Origin of the sequence: Micromonospora sp. DT228 (assembly GCF_049841595.1) — a bacterium.
Lineage (GTDB): Bacteria > Actinomycetota > Actinomycetes > Mycobacteriales > Micromonosporaceae > Micromonospora.
The window spans coordinates 25,188-44,024 of record NZ_JBNCKO010000017.1; the positions used below are offsets into that span (position 1 = coordinate 25,188).

The window sequence follows — 18,837 nt, forward strand, 5'->3', positions numbered from 1 at the left end:
CGACACGTCGACCTCGCCCCGGGAGTGCCTCCATGACCGCAGAGCAGTTCGCCACCCGTCACATCGGCCCCGGCCCCGACGACGAGCGTCGAATGTTGGAGGTCGTCGGGCACCACTCGATCGACGAGCTGATGGACGCCGCGATCCCCGAGGTGATCCGCTGGCACGGCACCCTGGACCTGCCGCAGGCCGCCACCGAGGCCGAGGCGCTCGCCGAGCTGCGGGCCCTCGCGGCCCGCAACACCGTCGCCGTCTCCATGATCGGGCTGGGGTACCACGGCACGCACACCCCGGCGGTGATCCGCCGCAACGTGCTGGAGGACCCGGCCTGGTACACGGCGTACACGCCGTACCAGCCGGAGATCAGCCAGGGCCGCCTGGAGGCGCTGCTGAACTTCCAGACCATGGTCACCGACCTGACCGGCCTGGCCACCGCGAACGCCTCGATGCTCGACGAGGGCACCGCCGCCGCCGAGGCGATGACCCTCGCGCGGCGGGCCTCCAAGAGCAAGAGCCGCGTGTACGTCGTCGACGCCGACGCGTTGCCGCAGACCATCGCGGTGATCACCAGCCGGGCCGAGCCGCTCGGCATCGACGTGCGGGTCGTCGACGTCGACCGCGACGAGCTGCCGGGTGAGTTCTTCGGCCTGCACCTGCAGTACCCGGGCGCGTCCGGGGCGGTGCGCGACCACACGAGCCTCGTGGAGGCCGCGCACGCCGTCGGGGCGCTCGTCACGGTCGCGGCGGACCTGTTGGCGTTGACGTTGCTGCGGGCGCCGGGGGAGATCGGCGCGGACATCGCCGCCGGCACCACGCAGCGCTTCGGCGTACCGATGGGCTTCGGTGGGCCGCACGCCGGTTACCTGGCGGTGCGTTCGGGCCTGGAGCGGATGCTGCCCGGGCGCCTGGTCGGGGTGTCGCGCGACGCGGACGGCAACCCGGCGTACCGGTTGGCGTTGCAGACCCGCGAGCAGCACATCCGCCGGGAGAAGGCGACAAGCAACATCTGCACCGCGCAGGTGCTGCTGGCGGTGATGGCCGGCATGTACGCCGTCTACCACGGCCCGGACGGGCTGCGGGACATCGCGACGCGTACCCATGCCATGGCGGCGCGGCTCGCGGCCGGGTTGCGCGCCGGCGGCGTGGACGTCGCGGACGTCGCGTTCTTCGACACCGTCACCGCGCACGTGCCGGGCGGCGCGGAGCGGGTCGTCGCGGCGGCCGCGCAGCGGGGCGTGAACCTGCGACTGGTCGACGCCGACCGGGTGGGCGTGTCCTGCGACGAGACGACCACCGACGCGCACCTGCGCGCGGTGTGGGAGGCGTTCGAGGTGCCCGCCCTCGACGGGACCGTGGACGCGGCCCTGCCCGCCGCGCTGACCCGCGACAGTGACTTCCTCACCCACCCGGTGTTCCGCAGCCACCACTCGGAGACGGCGATGCTGCGCTACCTGCGGCGGCTGTCGGACTTCGACTACGCCCTGGACCGGGGCATGATCCCGCTCGGGTCGTGCACGATGAAGCTGAACGCCACCACCGAGATGGAGCCGGTCAGCTGGGCGGAGTTCGCGAACATCCACCCGTTCGCGCCGGACGCGCAGACCGTCGGGTACCGGGAGATGATCGGCCAGTTGGAGTCGTGGCTGGCCGAGGTGACCGGCTACGACGCGGTCAGCGTGCAACCCAACGCCGGGTCGCAGGGTGAGCTGGCCGGGTTGTTGGCGATCCGCTCGTACCACGCGTCGCGCGGTGAGTCGCACCGCGACGTGTGCCTGATCCCGTCGTCGGCGCACGGCACGAACGCCGCGTCGGCGGTGATGGCCGGTATGCGGGTCGTCGTGGTGGCCTGCGACGACAACGGCAACGTCGACCTCGTCGACCTGGACGCGAAGATCGACAAGCACCGCGACGCGCTCGCCGGGATCATGGTGACGTACCCGTCGACGCACGGGGTGTACGAGACGGGCATCGCGTCGCTGTGCGCGAAGGTCCACGACGCCGGCGGGCAGGTGTACGTCGACGGGGCGAACCTCAACGCCCTGGTCGGGTTCGCCAAGCCCGGCAGGTTCGGCGCGGACGTGTCACACCTGAACCTGCACAAGACGTTCTGCATCCCGCACGGCGGCGGCGGCCCGGGCGTCGGCCCGGTCGCGGTGCGCGCGCACCTGGCGCCGTTCCTGCCCGGTGACCCGCTGGGCGCGCACGCCGACGCGACACCGGCGATCTCGGCGGCGAAGTACGGGTCGGCGGGGATCCTGCCGATCCCGTGGGCGTACCTGCGGATGATGGGCGCCGAGGGCCTGACCCGGGCCACCGGCGTGGCGGTCCTCGCGGCCAACTACGTCGCGGCACGCCTGCGCGGGCACTTCCCGGTGCTCTACGCCGGCAACAAGGGCCTGGTGGCGCACGAGTGCATCCTCGACCTGCGGCCGTTGACCAAGGCGACCGGAGTGAGCGTCGACGACGTGGCGAAGCGGCTGATCGACTACGGCTTCCACGCGCCGACGATGTCGTTCCCGGTCGCGGGAACGCTGATGGTGGAGCCGACCGAGAGTGAGGACCTGGCCGAGCTGGACCGGTTCTGCGACGCGATGATCGCGATCCGGGCGGAGATCGAGCAGGTGGGTTCCGGGGCGTGGCCGCTAGGGGACAACCCCCTGGCCAACGCGCCGCACACCGCGGCGATGGTCAGCGGTGACGACTGGGCGCACCCGTACCCGCGGTCGGTGGGCGCGTACCCGGCCGGGGTGGACCGGGCCGGGAAGTACTGGCCGCCGGTGCGGCGCGTCGACGGCGCGTACGGCGACCGGAACCTGGTCTGCTCGTGCCCGTCGCCGGAGGCGTTCGAGGACTGACAACGGGCGATACGGGCCGCCCCGGCAGCCGCTGCGGCCTGGGCGGGGACGTCCCTTACCGGGGGACTAGCCTGGGCCGACGGCGGCTCAACGGTGACGCTGGGTGGTCGATCAGGCCACGAGGGCGTGGCGGGCGGGACCGCGGTGCGGTGCGATGCTGCTGCCGTCGGGAAGCAACTCGCCGGTGTCCTCGAAGACGATCACACCGTTGCAGAGCAGGCTCCAGCCCTGCTCACGGAAGCAGGCGAGGACTCGCGCGGCTTCCCGGTCGGTGGCTTCAGCGGAGGGGCAGGTCGGTTGGTGCTGGCACATCAGGGTCTCCGGACTGTGGGGGCACTGTGTCATGGTTCACATGACCAGTGACGCACAGTACCAAGCGAAAGTGTCCAGCAACGAGCAGGTGTCGGCCTGGCGCACGGGAAATCCACTGAACGGATGAGGAAGGTCGGACCATACGGCGTGGAAACGCTCCCACAGGTGTATGCCGCGTCCCGCGGCCCGGCTGGTCTGGTCGATGTACCCGCAGCACCCACCGCCTGCCGCGACGCGCTCACCGAACGCGCTCGCCTGCACTGGCACCGCCGCGACGGCGGCGACCCCGCCACCCTCGCCGAGGAGTTCCTCGCCGCGCACGGCCTGCCCCTGCACGACCTGACCCGACCCGCCCCCACCCACCACCACAACGGGGTCTGCGGCGCCGCGCTCTACCTGTCCGCCGCTGCCGGCGCGCACCTGGCCGGCGCACCCACCACCGCCCCCGAGCCCACGCCCACCCTGCCCGACCTCACCGTCGTCATCTACGAACACGGCCCCACCCGCGCCACCCCACCGGCCGCACCCACCCCCTGGTGGCTCGGCCCGTGGACCGAAAGCTGGACCCCCCGCCAACACGCCGACGCCGTCGACGCCGTCCGCGCCGCCATCGGCCGCGGCGACGTCTACCAGACCAACCTCGTCGGACACGCCGCCGCCCCCTACACCGGCGACCCCCTGCCCGCCCTGCGCCGCCTCAGCGCCCTCCCCGGCGCCCGCTACGGCGGCGTCCTCACCGGCGACGGCTGGGCCATCGGCTGCGCCTCCCCGGAAACCCTCATCGAGGTCACCAACGGGCACCTGATCACCCGACCCATCAAAGGCACCCGCCCCGCCACCCCCACCGGCCACGCCGAACTGCTCGCCAGCGCCAAGGAACGCGCCGAACACATCATGATCGTCGACCTGGAACGCAACGACCTCGCCCGCATCGCCCGCACCGGCACCGTCACCGTCGACGACCTGTTCACCGTCCGCCGCTGGTGCGACCTGTGGCAGGCCGAGTCCACCGTCCGCGCCACCGCCGCCGACGGCCTCGGCCTCGCCGACCTACTCCGCGCCACCTGCCCCGGCGGCTCCGTCACCGGCGCACCCAAACACGCCGCCCTCACCCAGATCACCACCCTCGAACCCGTCGGCCGCGGCGCCAGCATGGGCGCACTCGGCTGGGTCACCCCCGGCCACATCGACCTCGGCCTCACCATCCGCACCGCCGCCGCCGACACCGACCTGCTGCACACCTGGGCCGGCGGCGGCATCACCTGGGACAGCGACGCCCACGCCGAGGTCGCCGAAGCCGCCGCCAAGACCGCACCGATCCGCGCCACCCTGGCCGGCCGCGAAACCCGCCACCACCGGCGATAAACTGCCCCCATGACCATGCGGCCCATCCGGATCATCGGCGACCCCGTCCTGCGCACCGGATGCGACCCGGTCACCACCTTCGACACCGAGCTACGGGCCCTCGTCACCGACCTGATGGACACCCTCCTCGGCGCCCCCGGCCGCGCCGGCGTCGCCGCACCACAGATCGGCGTCAGCGCCCAGGTGTTCGTCTACGACGCCGACGGGCACCGCGGCCACCTCATCAACCCCACCCTGGAACTCTCCGACGACCTCCAGGACGACGACGAGGGCTGCCTGTCCATCCCCGGCCTCTACTTCCCGACCGTCCGGGCCCTGCACGCCACCGCCCACGGCGTCGACCAGCACGGTGAGCCCCTCACCATCGCCGGCAGCGGATTCCTCGCCCGCGCCCTGCAACACGAAACCGACCACCTGCACGGCACCCTCTACGTCGACACCCTGCGCGGCGACACCCGCCGCCGCGCCCTGCGCGAGATCCGCGCCGGCCGCTTCGACTCACCCAGCCGCCGCGCCTGAAGCCGTCAACATCCACTCGTCATAGTCGGCGACCCGGCTGAAACCCACCCGCTCGTACAGACGCACCGCCGCCACATTGTCGGCCTTCACATTCAGCGTCACGTGCTCCACGCTCTGGAGCAGCCGCACACACAACGCCGCCACCACCGACGCGCCCAACCCCCGCCCCCGCCAGCGCGGATGCGTCGTGACGTTACCCAACGCCGCCACCCCGTACGCCGGGGAAAACACATGCACCCCCGCCACCGCGACCAGCGCACCACCGTCGCGGATCCCCAGATACTGCCCGGTGCGCACCATCCGCTCGTCGAACCAGTTCCCCGGGTACGCCCGCGCGTACAACTCCCGCACCTGCGGCAGGTCCGCCACACCGAGCACCACCCCCGCCGGAGCCACCGCACCCAGCCGCCCCGGATCGGTCAACGCCATCCGATGATGCCGGCCACCAGGCGTCAACCGGAACGACCCGGCCAGAGCATCGGCCAGGCCGGGGGACAGGTGCGCGTACAACCGCGCCGGCAGCACCGGCGCCACCTGCCCCAGCAACACCGACAACGCCGCCGTGTCCGCCGGCGCGCCGAACGCCAAAAACGTCGGCAGGTCACCACCGTGATACAGCAACACCACCTGATCATCACGGCGAAACCACGACGTGTACGGCCAGAAGAAATCGTCCAGGTCACCCAACTGATAGGCGTGCAACACCGGATCACGCCCCAACAACCGCGCCAGCACCCCCCGGTCGTGCTCCGCCCGCACCGACATCAGCGCGCCACCCACTGGTCGTGACCCAACTTCGCGACCAACGCCACCACCACCACCAACAACACCACCCGCACGAACCCCGACCCACGACGCAACGCCATCCGCGCCCCCACCACCGCCCCCGCGATGTTGCACACCGCCATCGCCGCCCCCAGCAACCACCACACATGCCCGGTCACCCCGAACACCACCAACGCACCCAGATTCGTCCCCGCGTTGACCACCTTCGCCATCGCCGAACCATGCACGAAATCCGCACCGACCAGAGCCGTGAACGCCAACACCAAAAACGTCCCCGTACCCGGACCGATCAACCCGTCGTACAGGGCAATGCCCACCCCCGCCACCGCGATCACCGCCACCACCCGCACCGGAGTCCGCCGCCGCGGCAACGCCACCACCCCCAACCGGGGACGCAGCAACACGAACACCGCCACCGCCACCAACACGACCAACACCACCGGCCGGTACGCCGACGCCGGCACCGCCCCGGCCAACGCCGCGCCCACCCCCGCACTCACCACCGCCAGCCCCGCCGCCGGCGCCACCACCCGCCAATCCACCTCGGTCCGCCGCGCGTACGTCGCCGCCGCCGTGGTCGTCCCGAAGATCGCGGCCAACTTGTTCGTGCCCAACGCGGTGGCCACCGGCAACCCCGGCGCCGCCACCAGCAACGCCGGCAGCAGCAACAACCCACCACCACCGACCACGGCGTCAACCCAACCCGCCATCGCGGCGGCGGCCAGCAGAGTACTCAGCGATACGGCGTCCACGGGCGGCAATTCTGCCCACCAGGGCAGGGCCGACCGGCACCGCAGTGGCCAGACTCACCCGGTCAGCGACCCCGAGAACGCCGCACCCACACCCCCAACGCGCCAACCGCCACGAACACCAGCACGGAACACAGCAACAGCTTCAGCACCCGGCAACCATGCCACGGACACGTATGGTGCAGAAGTGCGCCTGGCCACCTTCAACCTGCTGCACGGACGATCCCTGACCGACGGGCTCGTCACCTCCAGCCGCCTCACCGCCGCCATCCGCGCCCTCGACGCCGACGTGCTCGCCCTGCAAGAGGTCGACCGCGACCAACACCGCAGCGGCCAACTCGACCTCACCACCATCGCCGCCCACGCCCTCGACGCACCACAACACCGCTTCGCCGCCGCCGTCGTCGGCACCCCCGGCGAACACTTCCGCCCACTACGCCACGAAGACGACGGACACGGCGAACCCTGCTACGGCATCGGCCTGATCAGCCGCCACCCCGTCCGCAGCTGGCACATCACCCGCCTCAAACCCGCCCCCGTACGCTCCCCGGTCTACGTGCCCGGCCCCCGCGGCGGGCTCATCCTGCTGCACGACGAACCCCGCGTCGTCCTCGCCGCCGTCCTGGACACCCCCCACGGCCCCCTCACCGTCGCCGCGACCCACCTGTCCTTCGTACCCGGCTGGAACGCCCGCCAACTACGCCAGACCGTGCGCGCCCTCCGCGCCCTACCCGGCCCCCGCGTCCTGCTCGGCGACCTCAACCTGCCCGCCGGCCCGGCCCGGCTCATCTCCGGCTGGCACCCCCTGGGCCGCCGCCCCACCTACCCCTCCGGGCAACCCCGCGTCCAACTCGACCACGTCCTCGCCGACCGGCACGCCCTCGACCAACTCCCACCGGTACGAGCCGTCAGCGCGCCGGCGTCCACCATCTCCGACCACCGCCCCCTCCTCGTCGACCTCGGCTGAACCCGTCAGCCACCCGGCCGAGGATGCGTAGGTTGGACACCACCGCCGGCCACGGAGCTGACCATGAGCGACACACCCGACACCATCGTGCTCATCCACGGATTCTGGGTCACCCCCCGCAGTTGGGAACACTGGGTCACCCACTACCAGGACAAGGGCCTGCGGGTGCTCACGCCCACCTACCCCGGGCTGGAAGCCGAGGTCGAGGCGATAAACGCCGACCCCAGCCCCCTGGAGACACTCACCGCCCCGCAGATCATCGCGCACCTCAGCGCCGTGCTCGACGCGCTGCCCACGCCACCGATCATCATCGGCCACTCCGCCGGCGGAGCCTTCACCCAGGTGCTGCTCGACCGCGGCTACGGCGCCTCGGCGGTCGTGCTCAACTCCGCACCCACCGAAGGCGTCACGGTGACCCCGTTCTCGCAGCTGCGCTCCACCTTCCCGGTGCTGCGCAACCCCGCCAACCGGCACCGGGCCGTCGGCTTCACCTTCGACCAGTGGAACTACGCGTTCACCAACACCTTCGACGAGCGCACCGCCCGCGCCCTCTACGAGCGCTACGCCATCCCCGCCGCCGGCGGCATCCTCACCGACGGACTCCTGGCCAACCTGCTGCCCGGCCCGCAGGACATCGCCGTCGACTACCACAACCAACGACGCGCCCCACTGCTGTTCATCTCCGGCTCCGAAGACCACATCATGCCGCCCCGCGTGCAACACGCCAACGCCGCGCACTACCAGGGCGACACCATCACCGAGGTCGAACTCTTCGAGGGGTACGCCCACCTGCTACCCGCCCAGCACGGCTGGCAGCAGATCGCCGACCACGCCCTCGACTGGGCGCTGCGGCACGCCCGCTGACCGACGCGCTCACTCCCGGTCCACCGCCACCAGCGACGCCAACACCCGGTTGGTGCGGTTGGCCCGCACCGCCTCGCGCTGCTGCCCGGCCGTCACCTCGATGTACGTCTGCGACGACGCCAACGACGCGTGCCCCAACAACCGCATGATCTCCGCGGCGCTCGCCCCGTCCTCCGCCAGCCGGGTCGCGAACGTGTGCCGCAGCGCGTGCAACCGCGCCCCCCGCGGCACCCGGTCCCCGATACCAGCCCGCCGATAACACGACTCCACCAGATACTGCAGCCCACCACGGCGCAGCGGCTCACCGTGGCGATCCACGAGCAACGCCGAGTCGGGGCGCACCGACCGCGCCCCGAAACGCCGCCGCCGACTGTCCAGATAGTCGGCCACCACCCGGTCCAGATCGGCCTCGATCGGCACCACCCGGGGCCGCCCACCCTTGCCCGACACCTCGACACGCCGCTCGCCCGGCCGACCCGCCAGCGAGCCGACCCGCAGCGCCAGCAACTCCGACAGGCGCAGCCCGGCGCACAACGCCACCGCCAGCACCGCCACGTCGCGCTCCGGCCACGGGTCGCGCTGCCGACCGTCGTCGCGGGCAACCGACGCGAGCAGCACCTCGGGAGTGTCCGTGCCCCGCAACGGTTTCGGCTGGGGGAGTAGCGCCCGGGGCCGACCGACCGCCGGCATCGGGTTGCCCGCCAGCACCCCCTCGGCCACCAGGAACGTGAAGAAACTGTTCCAGGTGGACCAGGCGCGGTGCACCGACGCGGGCGCACGGGGCCCGGCGAAGCGGGCGAACGCCGACCGCATCACCCGGGGGGAGAGGTCGGTGATCGACAGCTCGGCCAGGGGGAGGGGAGTGGCGGTGGCGTCCTCGGCGATGAGGTCGCCCACCGTGTGCAGGTCCCGCCGGTACGCCGCCAGGGTGTGGGGGGAGGGCTTGCGGGTGGCCCGAGCGGTCAGGAACTCCTCGATCAGCACCCCGAGCGATTCGTCCTTTTTGTCATGCATAAGGGATATTATGCAGCATTTTCGTGTTCCCGGGAAGAGTGGAGGAGGGGGAGTAGTGCCCGAACGCAGGCGATCCGTCCTGCGTCGAGGGGCACGTATCGTGGCCGGCATGACGTCGCCAGCCGCGCACTGCTGCACCTGCGGTCAGCCTCGGATGCCGCGCACGTACACGGAGCACGGCGGCGACACGGATCGGGCCTGCCCGGTGGGGCACGGGTGGCAGCCCGCCGACCCGCCCGGCGGGGATCCGCACGCGGTGCCAACCGTCGTCTCCGACGAACGCGAGCCGGCGACCGGCGTCAACTCCGTCCGCACCGGCGACGGGCGGAGCTGGCCGATCGGCACGGCCAGCGACGTCGGCTGGATCGCCGGCCACACCACACCGAGCCTCTCGGTCACCGCGGCGATCCCGGCGGTCTTCGACGCGTACGCCACGTTCCATCCGCCCGGCGGCGTCAGCCTGCAGGCCCACGAACACGCCGTGGTCCGTGAACTCGCCGCGGCCACCCCGGGCCAGCCCTGGTGGTTGGGTTATCTCGACACCGGCGCCCACGACGTCGTCTTCCCGCACGCCGCGCGGGTGTCCCTCTACGGGGGCTGGTCCTACGTGCTCGTCGAAGCCGGCCCCGAGCAGGCCCTGACCTGGCGGACCGGTCACCTGCGCGGTGACGGAGCGCTGCCCGACCTGTTCTTTCCGGCGGATCGCTCCTGGCTCGTCTCCGCGCTCTGGGACGACACCTGGACCGACGTCGGCGCCAGCGGGCCCGTGCTCGCCGGGCTGCACCGCAATCCGCTTGTCAACGCGCGCCTCGTCGGACCCGACGAGGACGCCTGCCCGCCGGGCCTGACGCGCGAGTGAAGACTGCGAGGGGACCTGGTCCGCTCGCTTTGCTTTACATAATGTGCATTATCGAATCAGGATTCGGGTCGCGGGTCAAGCGGTCAGAACTCTTCGAGTGCGGTGTCGGCCCACCTGGCCCAGGCGTCACGCCAGCGCCAGTCGACGGCCTCGCGCTCGTTGATGGGCGTGCCCTGTCGGGGCATGAGGTGTTGCCGTTCGCGCCAGGCGCGTTGAGCCGGATGACTGGACACACCTTCACCCGGCCCGGTGCCGTACAGCAGGATTTCGTTGATGGCGCGGGCACGCAGTGTCGCGTGCTCATCGAACCAGGTGGTGCCATCGGCGATGCTGGTGACGTGGGCGACGATGTCGCTCACCGCACGGTCGGCGTCGGTTTCGTCCTGATCGGTGAGTTGCCTCTGTCGACGCACGGCGGCTTGCCAGAGCGTCGACCAGTACGGGGGCAGGTGCGGCGGTGCTCCCCCGTCGGCCATCCAGGCGTTGTGGTCCCGACGGGTGCGCAGGGCGGCGTCGATGAGCGCCCGGTGCGGTTCGCGGGCCAGGCCGGGCGGCAGGGCGACCGGTTCCGTGGGCGGTGTCTCCGCCGTAGGTCGGCTACCCAGTGCGTCCAGCAGTGGGGTGAGGTCGGTGACCGAGCCGAGGTGCACGGTGGCCGGGTGCCAGTCGCGGGCCGTCACGGTGATCTCGACACCATCGCGTTCGCAGCGGGTCGCCCACCACCGATGGCCGGCTCGTACCGTACGGCCGGGAACCGGCTGGTCGTCGACCAGGACAGTCGTGTCGTTCTCGGTCCATTCCACGTCGGAGAACCGGTCTCCGGTGAGTCGCATGCCGTGTTCGAGGTGCGTGCGTAACGGGCCGGCGTTGACCGGGAGGTCGGCCCGGCGGGCGGTGTCGACGGTCGCCCACGGTCCGGTGGTGGGGTCGCCGTGCACGATTCGGACGACGGTGATTGTGCCGTCGAAGGTTTCGGTGCCGGCGAAGCACTCGGTGGCCGGGCGGTCGGGGCCGGTGAGCGCGACGACCGGTGTCGCGCTGTCCAGCAGTTCCCGGCGGACGCGTTCGGTCTGTTGCACGAAGCGTTCGTCCGGGCCGGGCGACGGGTCGTGTTCCATCCCGGCCTCCTCGTCGGTGCGGGCTGTGCCCTGCTGCCGTTCATCATGGTGCCAGTGCGGTGTGGCAGCGCGCGAGGTCGGGCGAAGGTGCTGGCCGGGCTAGGTACGGCCCGATGCCCGAGTAGGAGCCGTCGTACTCGTCGTAGTGCTTGGTGGATGAGTACGGCGACTCATCCGGCGTGTGCGGCCAGCCAGCATCCTCGTAACCATGACTTCTCGTCGCCTGGCCAGGCTGGCAACGGCTGCAACTCTGGTGCTCGCGCTGACGGCGTGTGTGTCAGACGCACCCACGCGGGAGGAAGCGAGCCGGGAGGCGTATTCGGCCGCGGCCCGGCAGGCAAGTGCTTCGAGCCATGAGCGAATCAGCACCCTGCTCTCCGCCGTGACTCAGGCAGCGCCGCTCAGGTCGGTCGCGACGTCAAGAGAAGACATCTGCCATGCCGGCGACACCAACACCCTGTGGCCACACGACGACTACCGCATCAGGTGCGATCTTAGCGAGACCAGGTACTTCGGGGCCGACGGCGACATTTTGGATGTGCTGCGCGAGGTTGACAAGCGTGCCAAGGCTGCCGGGCTGATGCCGACCACCACCTCGGCCATCGAGGAGATCGAGAGGTACCTCGCGGCGAACGGCAGGACCGATGATGGGCTACTGCTGCCCGAGCCGGGCCTGAGCTACCTCGTACCCGGGCACGATTTGACGGTTGGGGTCGGGTGGACGCGAGACATCAGCACCTTGAGCAATCAGGCGGTCCCGCAACTCACCTGGCGGACCGTCTTCGTTGAGGCCAACCCCGTTGACTTCGACACGCTGCGGAGTGGCCTGCTGCGCAGGTCCGAGTATCTCGTCAGCGTCTCCTCGGGTACCACGTACTACGAAGTTCCCTGGCCTTCCTGACGACGCGGGACCTGGCCTGATCGTGCGGGACCGCGACGTGGAGTCGCGTCACACGCGAGCTGTAAACCTTGCTAAGGGTAGAGCGCCGTCGCTGTCGCCGACCTCACGTGCGCCCCTCGCCGGGGAATTCTCGCGGTGGGCCGCGCCGTTGTCCGTTCGGAAGATCAGGATCAGATCATCGAATGGAAGTGCCATGGACATGCGCTCTGACGCGGTAGTGCTGTTCGGCGTCACGGGGGACCTCGTCTCGAAGAAGCTTTTCCCGGCTCTGTACGAGCTGACCCGGCGCGGTCGCCTCGACGTCCCGGTGATCGGTGTTGCCCGCTCCCCCTGGGATGATCAGCAGCTCGTCACCACGGCTCGCAAGTCGGTCACCGAAGCCAACGACGAGGTCGACGACGAGACCTTCGACCGGCTGGCGGACAACCTTTCGATGATCTCCGGGGATTACGCGGACCCGGCCACCTACCGGCGGTTGGCCGAGCGCCTGCGCGGCGCCGAGCGGCCGGTCTTCTACCTGGCGATCCCTCCGGCGGTGTTCGGCGCCGTCGTCGAGGGCCTCGCGTCGGCCGGTCTGGCCGACCGCGGCCGGGTCATCGTGGAGAAGCCGTTCGGGCGCGACCTGGAGTCCTCCCGTGAGCTGGACCGGACGCTGCGCGCGGCCTTCGACCAGCAGCGGGTGTTCCGCATCGACCACTACCTCGGCAAGGAAGCCGTCGAGGGCCTCTACGCCTTCCGGTTCGCCAACCGGCTGTTCGAGCCGCTGTGGAACAACGAGCACATCGACAATATTCAGGTGACCCTCGCCGAGGGTTTCGGCACGCAGGGCCGGGCCGGCTTCTATGACACGGTGGGCGCCACCCGGGACGTGTTGCAGAACCACATCCTGCAGGTCGTGGCGCTCATCGCGATGGAGGCGCCCGCCGCCGACGACACCGACGCGTTCAATGCCGCGGAGGTCGCGGTGCTGCGCCAGATCGAGCCACTGTCGCCGCGGTCCACCGTCCGGGGGCAGTACGCCGGCTACCGCGACGAGCCGGGCGTCGCTGTGGACTCGAACACCGAGACGTTCGTCGCCACCCGGTTGACGATCGATTCCCCCCGCTGGTCGGGCGTGCCCTTCTACCTGCGGACCGGCAAGTCCCTGCCGGGCACGGCGACCGAGGTCGTGGTCGAGTTCAAGCAGCCGCAGCGGTCTTTGATCCCCGCCGAGGGTGGGGCCGAGGCGCCCGCGAACCTGCTGCGGTTCCGGCTCGGCCGCGGTGACGGCATCACGATGTCGATCCAGGCGAAGAGCCCGGGCGCCGAGGTGACCAGCCGCCCGGTGGACCTCTCCGTCGACTTCGGCGCGGCTCTCGGCCGCCGGCAGGAGGCGTACGAGCGGTTGCTCGACGACGCGATGGATGGTCAGCACCTGCGTTTCGCGCGCGAGGAGACGATCGAGCAGGAGTGGCGCGTCGTCGAGCCGATCCTGGATCTGCCGGCCGCCGTGCAGTCGTACGAGAAGGGCACCTGGGGTCCGGCGGACGCCGACGCGCTCGCCGGCGGCTGGCACACCCCGGACCTGCGGTAGCTGCTGACCGCCGCGGGCCCGCTGACTGACCGCTCAGCTCAGCGTGGCGACCGTCCGGCGATGGTGAGGTTTGCCGCCTGCGTGTGCTGTGGGCACGTAGTGCGGGACGTCCTTCGTCCTCGTCGGAGAGGAAGCAGCGCATGCTTTCCGTACTCGATCGTCGGCACACCGTCGCGCCGCCGGGCTACAGCCGGTGGCTCATTCCCCCGGCGGCGTTGGCCATTCATCTCTGCATCGGTCAGGTCTACGCGACAAGCGTCTACAAGAACTCGCTGATCGCCCACTTCGACACCAGCCAGACCGCGATCGGGGTCATCTTCAGCATCGCGATCGTGATGTTGGGGTTGTCCGCGGCGGTCGCCGGGACCTGGGTGGAGGCGAACGGGCCGCGCAAGGCGATGTTCGTCTCGGCGTGTTTCTGGGCGACGGGCTTCCTGGTGGGTTCGCTGGGTATCGCCACGAAGCAGTTGTGGTTGCTGTATCTGGGTTACGGGCTGCTCGGTGGTATCGGTCTGGGCATCGGTTACATCTCCCCCGTCTCCACGTTGATCAAGTGGTTTCCGGATCGGCCGGGTCTGGCGACCGGGTTGGCGATCATGGGGTTCGGTGGTGGGGCGATGGTCGCCTCTCCCCTGTCCCGGCAGCTGTTGTCGTTCTACGACCCCGGCTATGACCCGGCCAACGCGGGTTCGACGGCGTCGGGCAGCGCCCTGGTGTGGTTGTTCGTGACGCTTGGCCTGGGCTACTTCGTGATCATGATGTTCGGGGTGGCGAACGTGCGGGTGCCCGCGCAGGGTTGGCGCCCGGCCGGCTTCGACCCCGCCAGCGTGGCGGCGAAACCGCTTGTCACCACGGCGAACGTGTCGGCGGCGAACGCGGTGAAGACGCGCTCGTTCTGGCTGCTGTGGGTGGTGTTGTTCTGCAACGTGACCGCGGGCATCGGCATCCTGGAGCAGGCCAGTCCGATGATCCAGGACTTCTTCCGGGACAACGGCACGTCGGCGGTGTCGGTGGCGGCGGCCGGCGGGTTCGTGGGGCTGCTGTCGCTGTTCAACATGGCGGGCCGGTTCGTGTGGTCGTCCACCTCGGACGTCATCGGCCGCAAGCCGATCTACCTGGTGTACCTGGGGGTCGGCATGGTGCTGTACGCGCTGCTGGCCCTTGTCGGGCAGACCGCGACGGCGTTGTTCGTGCTGTTGGCCTGCGTGATTCTGTCGTTCTACGGGGGCGGGTTCGCCACGGTGCCGGCGTACCTGCGGGATCTGTTCGGCACGTTCCAGGTCGGTGCGATCCATGGCCGGCTGCTGACCGCCTGGTCGGCGGCGGGGATCGCGGGTCCGCTGATCGTCAACGGGTTCCTCGACGCGCAGGGCGAGCCGGGTTCGTTGACGGCGGCGGCGTACCGGCCGGCGTTGTTCACGATGGTGGGCGTGCTGGCCGTGGGCTTCGTGGCGAACCTGCTGGTGCGGCCGGTGCCGCGGCGCTACCACGAACCGTCGTCGGAGCACGGCGTGGATGAGGACACGATGGCGGAGAGGAGTGCCACGCGATGAGTGACGACAGCCGATCCGGGCAGCGGGCCCGGTTGTGGATCTCCTGGTCGGTGGTGGCGGTGCTGCTCGGCTACGGGGTGGTGCAGACCGTCATCACGGCGGCGAAGCTGTTCACCCAGTAGAGCGCGAGTCCGGTGGTCTCTGACCGGGCGAGCACCCGGTCAGAGCCCACCGGAGACCCGCAGGACCGTGCCGGTGGTGTACGAGGCGTCCGGGCTGAGCAGCCAGGCGATGGCGGCGGCGATCTCGTCGGGTTCGCCGGCGCGGCCCAGCGGGATGCGACCGGCGGCGGTGTCGGCGCGGTCGGGTACGCCGGAGTCGGCGTGGATGTCGGTGCGCACGATGCCGGGTGCGACGGCGTTGACGCGGATGCCCTTGGGGGCGAGTTCCTTGGCCAGGCCGACGGTGAGGGTGTCGGTGGCGGCTTTCACCGCGGCGTAGTGCACGTACTCCCTCGGGCTGCCGAGGGTCGCGGCGGCCGACGAGACGTTGACGATCGCGCCGCCGTCGGTGAGCCGGCGGGCGGCCTGCTGGGCGCAGAGGACGTAGCCGACGAGGTTGACGTCGACGACTCGGCGCAGGTCGTCGACGCGTAGTTCGGTGAAGGGTCCGATCGGGCTGGTGACGCCGGCGTTGTTGACCAGGCCGGTGAGGGGGCCGAGCTGGGTGGCCGCGTCGAACAGGTCGCGGACCTGGTCGGGGTCGGTGGTGTCGGCGCGTACCGCGATGGCCTGTGCGCCGGCGGCGCGCAGGTCGGTCAGGACGGCGGTGGCGGCGTTGTCGTCGCGGCGGTAGCACAGCGCGATGTGGTGACCGGCGTGGGCGAGGCGGCGGGCGGTGGCCGCGCCGATGCCCCGGCCGCCGCCGGTGATGACGGTGACGGGTGCCACGGTGCCTCCCGAGCTTCTCCACGGCTGCGTAACTGTCGCGCCGACGCTACCGTGCCCGGCGCGGACGCGTCGTGCGGGTCGTGCGGGCCGTGCGGGTCGTGGCGGTGGTGGACGAGGTGGCGGTGCTCTGGGTGTGATCGCTTACGCTCACCGCGCGTTCGATCGGACAACGGAGGTGCGCGGTGGCGGGTGTGGGTGTCGGCGACGAGGTGCGGGATTTCGAGTTGCCGGATGAGACGGGCACGCCGCGGCGGCTGTCGGAGTTCCTGGCGAGCGGGCCGGTGGTGCTGTTCTTCTACCCGGCGGCGATGACCCGGGGGTGTACGGCGGAGAGCTGCCACTTCCGGGACCTGGCGGCGGAGTTCACGGCGCTGGGCGCGTCGCGGGTGGGCATCAGCCGTGACCCGGTGGCGAAGCAGGCCGAGTTCTCGAAGCTGCACGGCTTCGACTATCCGCTGCTGTCGGACGCCGATGGGACGGTGGCGCAGCAGTTCGGGGTCAAGCGGCGGGTGCCGTTGGGTCCGTTGAGCATGAAGCGGATGACGTTCGTGATCGGCGTGGACCGGCGGGTCGTCGAGGTGATCCACAGTGAGGTCAGCATGAACGACCACGCGGACCGGGCGCTGCGGGCGTTGGGCGGCTGAGCGGGGTGTGAGCCCCGTGCGTCGGGTGTCGCAGCCGGCTGGTATCAAGACAGCAATCAAACAGGTGTACGGAAGAGGGTTGTGATGGATGCCGGCCAGGGTTTGTCCACTAGCGAGGTGCAGAGCATCCGGGAGGCGTTGGCGGCCGGGCGTAAACCGCGGGTGGTGTTCACGGCGGCGGCGGGGCAGATCGCCGGTCAGGTCGGTCAGGTCATCGAGTTGACCGATCCGGAGGTGTCCGACGAGTTCGTGGTGGTGCGGTTCGGTCGCGACGAGTTGCCGTTCTCCCCCGCCGACCTGGCGGTGGCGCCCAAGGGCGTGACGCGTCGGGTGGTGGAGCCGAAACCGGAGCCGGAGGAGCCGCCGGCGGTGGCGGCGCCGGAGTTCGTGTTGGACACGCCGCGGGTGCCCGCGCCGCGGCAGGAGGAGCCGAAGGTGGAGCAGACGGAGAAGCCGCCGGCGCGGCGGGCGGTCAAGGCCGTCAAGCCGAAGGGTCCGGCGGGGTTGACGGTGACCCTGGCGTACGCCGACGGTGAGTGGACCGTGGCGGCGCAGCAGGGCAGTAAGGCACTGGCGAAGCCGTACGTGGTGAAGCCGGCGGAGGCGTTGAAGATGGTGGCGCTTGTCGACGTGCCCGGGGTGCAGGAGGCGGTGGAGCAGATCCTGGGCACCGAGCGGGCCGAGGCGGAGCAGCAGGCGGAGAAGCTGCGCGCGGAGCTGGCCGAGATCGAGGCTCGGCTGGCGGAGCTGCGCGAGGCCCGCTGAGGCGGGTCAGGGCCGGCTGTGGTGCGCCAGCAGCCGGGTGAGCAGTCGCGTGAGCTGCTCTCGCTCGGTGCTGGACAGTGGGGCGAGCAGGTCGCGTTGGACGCGGTCGAGGGTCTCGCCCAGCCGGCGGGCCTCGGTGACGCCGGCGTCGGTGACGCTTATGACGTTGCGGCGGCGATCGGCCGGGTCGGGGGCGCGTAGGACGAGTCCTCGGCCGGCCAGGTCGTTGATGGCCGCGACGACGTCGCTGCGGTCGATGCCGCAGCGGCGGCCGAGGTCGGCCTGGCTGGCCGGGCCGTCCTCGCTGAGTGCGGTGAGCAGCCGGTAGTGGTAGCCGCGTAGGTCGTGCGCGGCGAAGCCCTCGGTGAGCAGGCGGGTGGCGTGGCTGGCGGTCTGGTTGAGCAGCCAGGTCGGGGTGGTGCGCAGCCCGGCGGGTGACTGCGGGGCTGCGGTGTCCATGGGGTGCAGCCTACCAGTAATCGTTGGCGCGACCCACGATCGGGTGTTACGTTGGTGCGGCCAACGTTGGCTCGGCCAACGTTTCGAAGGAGGCGTCATGTCCACCATCCCCACCCTCAACGGGCAGGTCATCGGTCTGGCCCACTACGCCACCCGCGCACTGCTCGAACGGGCCACCGAACCCCTCGGCGTGACGTTCCACCAGGTGCTCGCCCTCAACGTCCTCGCCCAGGGCCCGGTCGAGGCCGCACACCTCACACAGCGGGTCACCAGCACCCTCAAGGTCGACGAGTCGGCCGTGCGCCAGGTGGTCGACCAACTCGTCGACGCTGGCCTCGCGCAGGTCGACGGCGCGGCCGGCGAGTCGCTGGTGTCGCTCACCGACACCGGTCACGCCACCCGGCGCGGCGTCGCCGCCGCCGTCGCGGACCTCACCGCCCGGCTGTACGCGGACCTCCCCGCCGACGAGGCCGCCACGGCAGCACGGGTGCTCACAGTCGTCACCCGCCGCGCCAACGCCGAGCTGGCGGCGATCCCGGCCTGACCGGCGTTGGCGCGGTTGGCCGGGCGGCCGGCACCCGCGACGGGCTGGTGACCAGGACCGCACACCCGGTATCACCCGCGACTGTCGGAGCCGCAGGGGT

The 18,837-nt window shown here is 71.0% G+C and carries 20 protein-coding genes; 13 read left to right on the forward strand and 7 right to left on the reverse strand.

Features of this window, described 5'->3' with window-relative positions; genetic code table 11:
- Positions 1 to 32 precede the first annotated feature (32 nt).
- Complete coding sequence (gene gcvP, locus ACLQ29_RS27610) at positions 33 to 2,855, forward strand: aminomethyl-transferring glycine dehydrogenase (RefSeq protein WP_425774351.1); 2,823 nt, start codon at positions 33 to 35, stop codon at positions 2,853 to 2,855.
- A 111-nt stretch (positions 2,856 to 2,966) separates the two neighbouring features.
- Here gcvP and ACLQ29_RS27615 read toward each other — a convergent pair whose 3' ends face one another.
- Positions 2,967 to 3,167: a DUF5999 family protein gene (locus tag ACLQ29_RS27615; RefSeq protein WP_007460326.1), complete on the reverse strand. Its 201-nt coding sequence runs from the start codon at positions 3,165 to 3,167 to the stop codon at positions 2,967 to 2,969.
- Between the two features lie 96 nt (positions 3,168 to 3,263).
- Here ACLQ29_RS27615 and ACLQ29_RS27620 point away from each other — a divergent pair, with 96 nt between their 5' ends.
- A complete protein-coding gene (locus ACLQ29_RS27620) occupies positions 3,264 to 4,532 on the forward strand; it encodes a chorismate-binding protein (protein ID WP_425774478.1) in 1,269 nt (422 codons plus the stop codon).
- Positions 4,533 to 4,541: 9 nt separating this feature from the next.
- Positions 4,542 to 5,051 (forward strand): peptide deformylase, encoded by a 510-nt coding sequence (locus tag ACLQ29_RS27625; protein WP_425774352.1) that lies wholly within the window; start codon positions 4,542 to 4,544, stop codon positions 5,049 to 5,051.
- Here ACLQ29_RS27625 and ACLQ29_RS27630 read toward each other — a convergent pair.
- Positions 5,031 to 5,816 carry a GNAT family N-acetyltransferase gene (locus ACLQ29_RS27630; protein ID WP_425774353.1) on the reverse strand — a complete coding sequence of 262 codons (786 nt, stop codon included), beginning with the start codon at positions 5,814 to 5,816 and terminating at the stop codon, positions 5,031 to 5,033. The two genes, ACLQ29_RS27625 and ACLQ29_RS27630, sit on opposite strands and share 21 nt — an antisense overlap.
- Positions 5,816 to 6,589 (reverse strand): sulfite exporter TauE/SafE family protein, encoded by a 774-nt coding sequence (locus ACLQ29_RS27635; protein ID WP_425774354.1) that lies wholly within the window; start codon positions 6,587 to 6,589, stop codon positions 5,816 to 5,818. The genes ACLQ29_RS27630 and ACLQ29_RS27635 overlap by 1 nt, the downstream gene beginning before the upstream one ends.
- Before the next feature lie 184 nt (positions 6,590 to 6,773).
- Here ACLQ29_RS27635 and ACLQ29_RS27640 point away from each other — a divergent pair, with 184 nt between their 5' ends.
- Positions 6,774 to 7,553: an endonuclease/exonuclease/phosphatase family protein gene (locus ACLQ29_RS27640; protein ID WP_425774355.1), complete on the forward strand. Its 780-nt coding sequence runs from the start codon at positions 6,774 to 6,776 to the stop codon at positions 7,551 to 7,553.
- Between the two features lie 63 nt (positions 7,554 to 7,616).
- Positions 7,617 to 8,417: an alpha/beta hydrolase gene (locus ACLQ29_RS27645; protein WP_425774356.1), complete on the forward strand. Its 801-nt coding sequence runs from the start codon at positions 7,617 to 7,619 to the stop codon at positions 8,415 to 8,417.
- Between the two features lie 9 nt (positions 8,418 to 8,426).
- On the opposite strand, the gene ACLQ29_RS27650 is transcribed toward ACLQ29_RS27645, so the two are convergent.
- Complete coding sequence (locus ACLQ29_RS27650; RefSeq protein WP_425774357.1) at positions 8,427 to 9,431, reverse strand: tyrosine-type recombinase/integrase; 1,005 nt, start codon at positions 9,429 to 9,431, stop codon at positions 8,427 to 8,429.
- Between the two features lie 109 nt (positions 9,432 to 9,540).
- Between ACLQ29_RS27650 and ACLQ29_RS27655 the strand changes: the two genes are divergently transcribed.
- A complete protein-coding gene (locus ACLQ29_RS27655; protein ID WP_425774358.1) occupies positions 9,541 to 10,290 on the forward strand; it encodes a hypothetical protein in 750 nt (249 codons plus the stop codon).
- Between the two features lie 83 nt (positions 10,291 to 10,373).
- Here ACLQ29_RS27655 and ACLQ29_RS27660 read toward each other — a convergent pair whose 3' ends face one another.
- Positions 10,374 to 11,408, reverse strand: coding sequence for a hypothetical protein (locus tag ACLQ29_RS27660; RefSeq protein WP_425774359.1), 1,035 nt, complete (start codon positions 11,406 to 11,408; stop codon positions 10,374 to 10,376).
- Between the two features lie 208 nt (positions 11,409 to 11,616).
- Here ACLQ29_RS27660 and ACLQ29_RS27665 point away from each other — a divergent pair, with 208 nt between their 5' ends.
- The 4 genes from ACLQ29_RS27665 (at position 11,617) to ACLQ29_RS27680 (ending at position 15,557) form a co-directional block, all read left to right on the forward strand.
- Positions 11,617 to 12,309 carry a hypothetical protein gene (locus ACLQ29_RS27665; protein ID WP_425774360.1) on the forward strand — a complete coding sequence of 231 codons (693 nt, stop codon included), beginning with the start codon at positions 11,617 to 11,619 and terminating at the stop codon, positions 12,307 to 12,309.
- Positions 12,310 to 12,502: 193 nt separating this feature from the next.
- Positions 12,503 to 13,882 (forward strand): glucose-6-phosphate dehydrogenase, encoded by a 1,380-nt coding sequence (gene zwf / locus ACLQ29_RS27670; RefSeq protein ID WP_425774361.1) that lies wholly within the window; start codon positions 12,503 to 12,505, stop codon positions 13,880 to 13,882.
- Between the two features lie 140 nt (positions 13,883 to 14,022).
- Complete coding sequence (locus ACLQ29_RS27675; protein WP_425774362.1) at positions 14,023 to 15,435, forward strand: OFA family MFS transporter; 1,413 nt, start codon at positions 14,023 to 14,025, stop codon at positions 15,433 to 15,435.
- Positions 15,432 to 15,557 (forward strand): MFS transporter small subunit, encoded by a 126-nt coding sequence (locus tag ACLQ29_RS27680; RefSeq protein ID WP_393374761.1) that lies wholly within the window; start codon positions 15,432 to 15,434, stop codon positions 15,555 to 15,557. Before ACLQ29_RS27675 ends, ACLQ29_RS27680 begins: the two co-directional genes overlap by 4 nt.
- Before the next feature lie 39 nt (positions 15,558 to 15,596).
- Here ACLQ29_RS27680 and ACLQ29_RS27685 read toward each other — a convergent pair whose 3' ends face one another.
- The gene (locus ACLQ29_RS27685) at positions 15,597 to 16,325 is read right to left on the reverse strand and encodes an SDR family NAD(P)-dependent oxidoreductase (protein WP_425774363.1); all 729 of its coding nucleotides are present in this window, start codon (positions 16,323 to 16,325) and stop codon (positions 15,597 to 15,599) included.
- A gap of 182 nt (positions 16,326 to 16,507) precedes the next feature.
- Here ACLQ29_RS27685 and ACLQ29_RS27690 point away from each other — a divergent pair, with 182 nt between their 5' ends.
- On the forward strand, positions 16,508 to 16,969 hold the full coding sequence (locus ACLQ29_RS27690; RefSeq protein ID WP_425774364.1) for a peroxiredoxin: 462 nt from the start codon (positions 16,508 to 16,510) through the stop codon (positions 16,967 to 16,969).
- An 84-nt stretch (positions 16,970 to 17,053) separates the two neighbouring features.
- Positions 17,054 to 17,734: a hypothetical protein gene (locus ACLQ29_RS27695; RefSeq protein ID WP_425774365.1), complete on the forward strand. Its 681-nt coding sequence runs from the start codon at positions 17,054 to 17,056 to the stop codon at positions 17,732 to 17,734.
- Between the two features lie 6 nt (positions 17,735 to 17,740).
- On the opposite strand, the gene ACLQ29_RS27700 is transcribed toward ACLQ29_RS27695, so the two are convergent.
- The gene (locus ACLQ29_RS27700; protein WP_425774366.1) at positions 17,741 to 18,193 is read right to left on the reverse strand and encodes a MarR family winged helix-turn-helix transcriptional regulator; all 453 of its coding nucleotides are present in this window, start codon (positions 18,191 to 18,193) and stop codon (positions 17,741 to 17,743) included.
- Positions 18,194 to 18,290: 97 nt separating this feature from the next.
- On the opposite strand from ACLQ29_RS27700, the gene ACLQ29_RS27705 reads away from it, so the two are divergent.
- Complete coding sequence (locus ACLQ29_RS27705) at positions 18,291 to 18,737, forward strand: MarR family winged helix-turn-helix transcriptional regulator (RefSeq protein WP_425774367.1); 447 nt, start codon at positions 18,291 to 18,293, stop codon at positions 18,735 to 18,737.
- Positions 18,738 to 18,837: the final 100 nt, after the last annotated feature.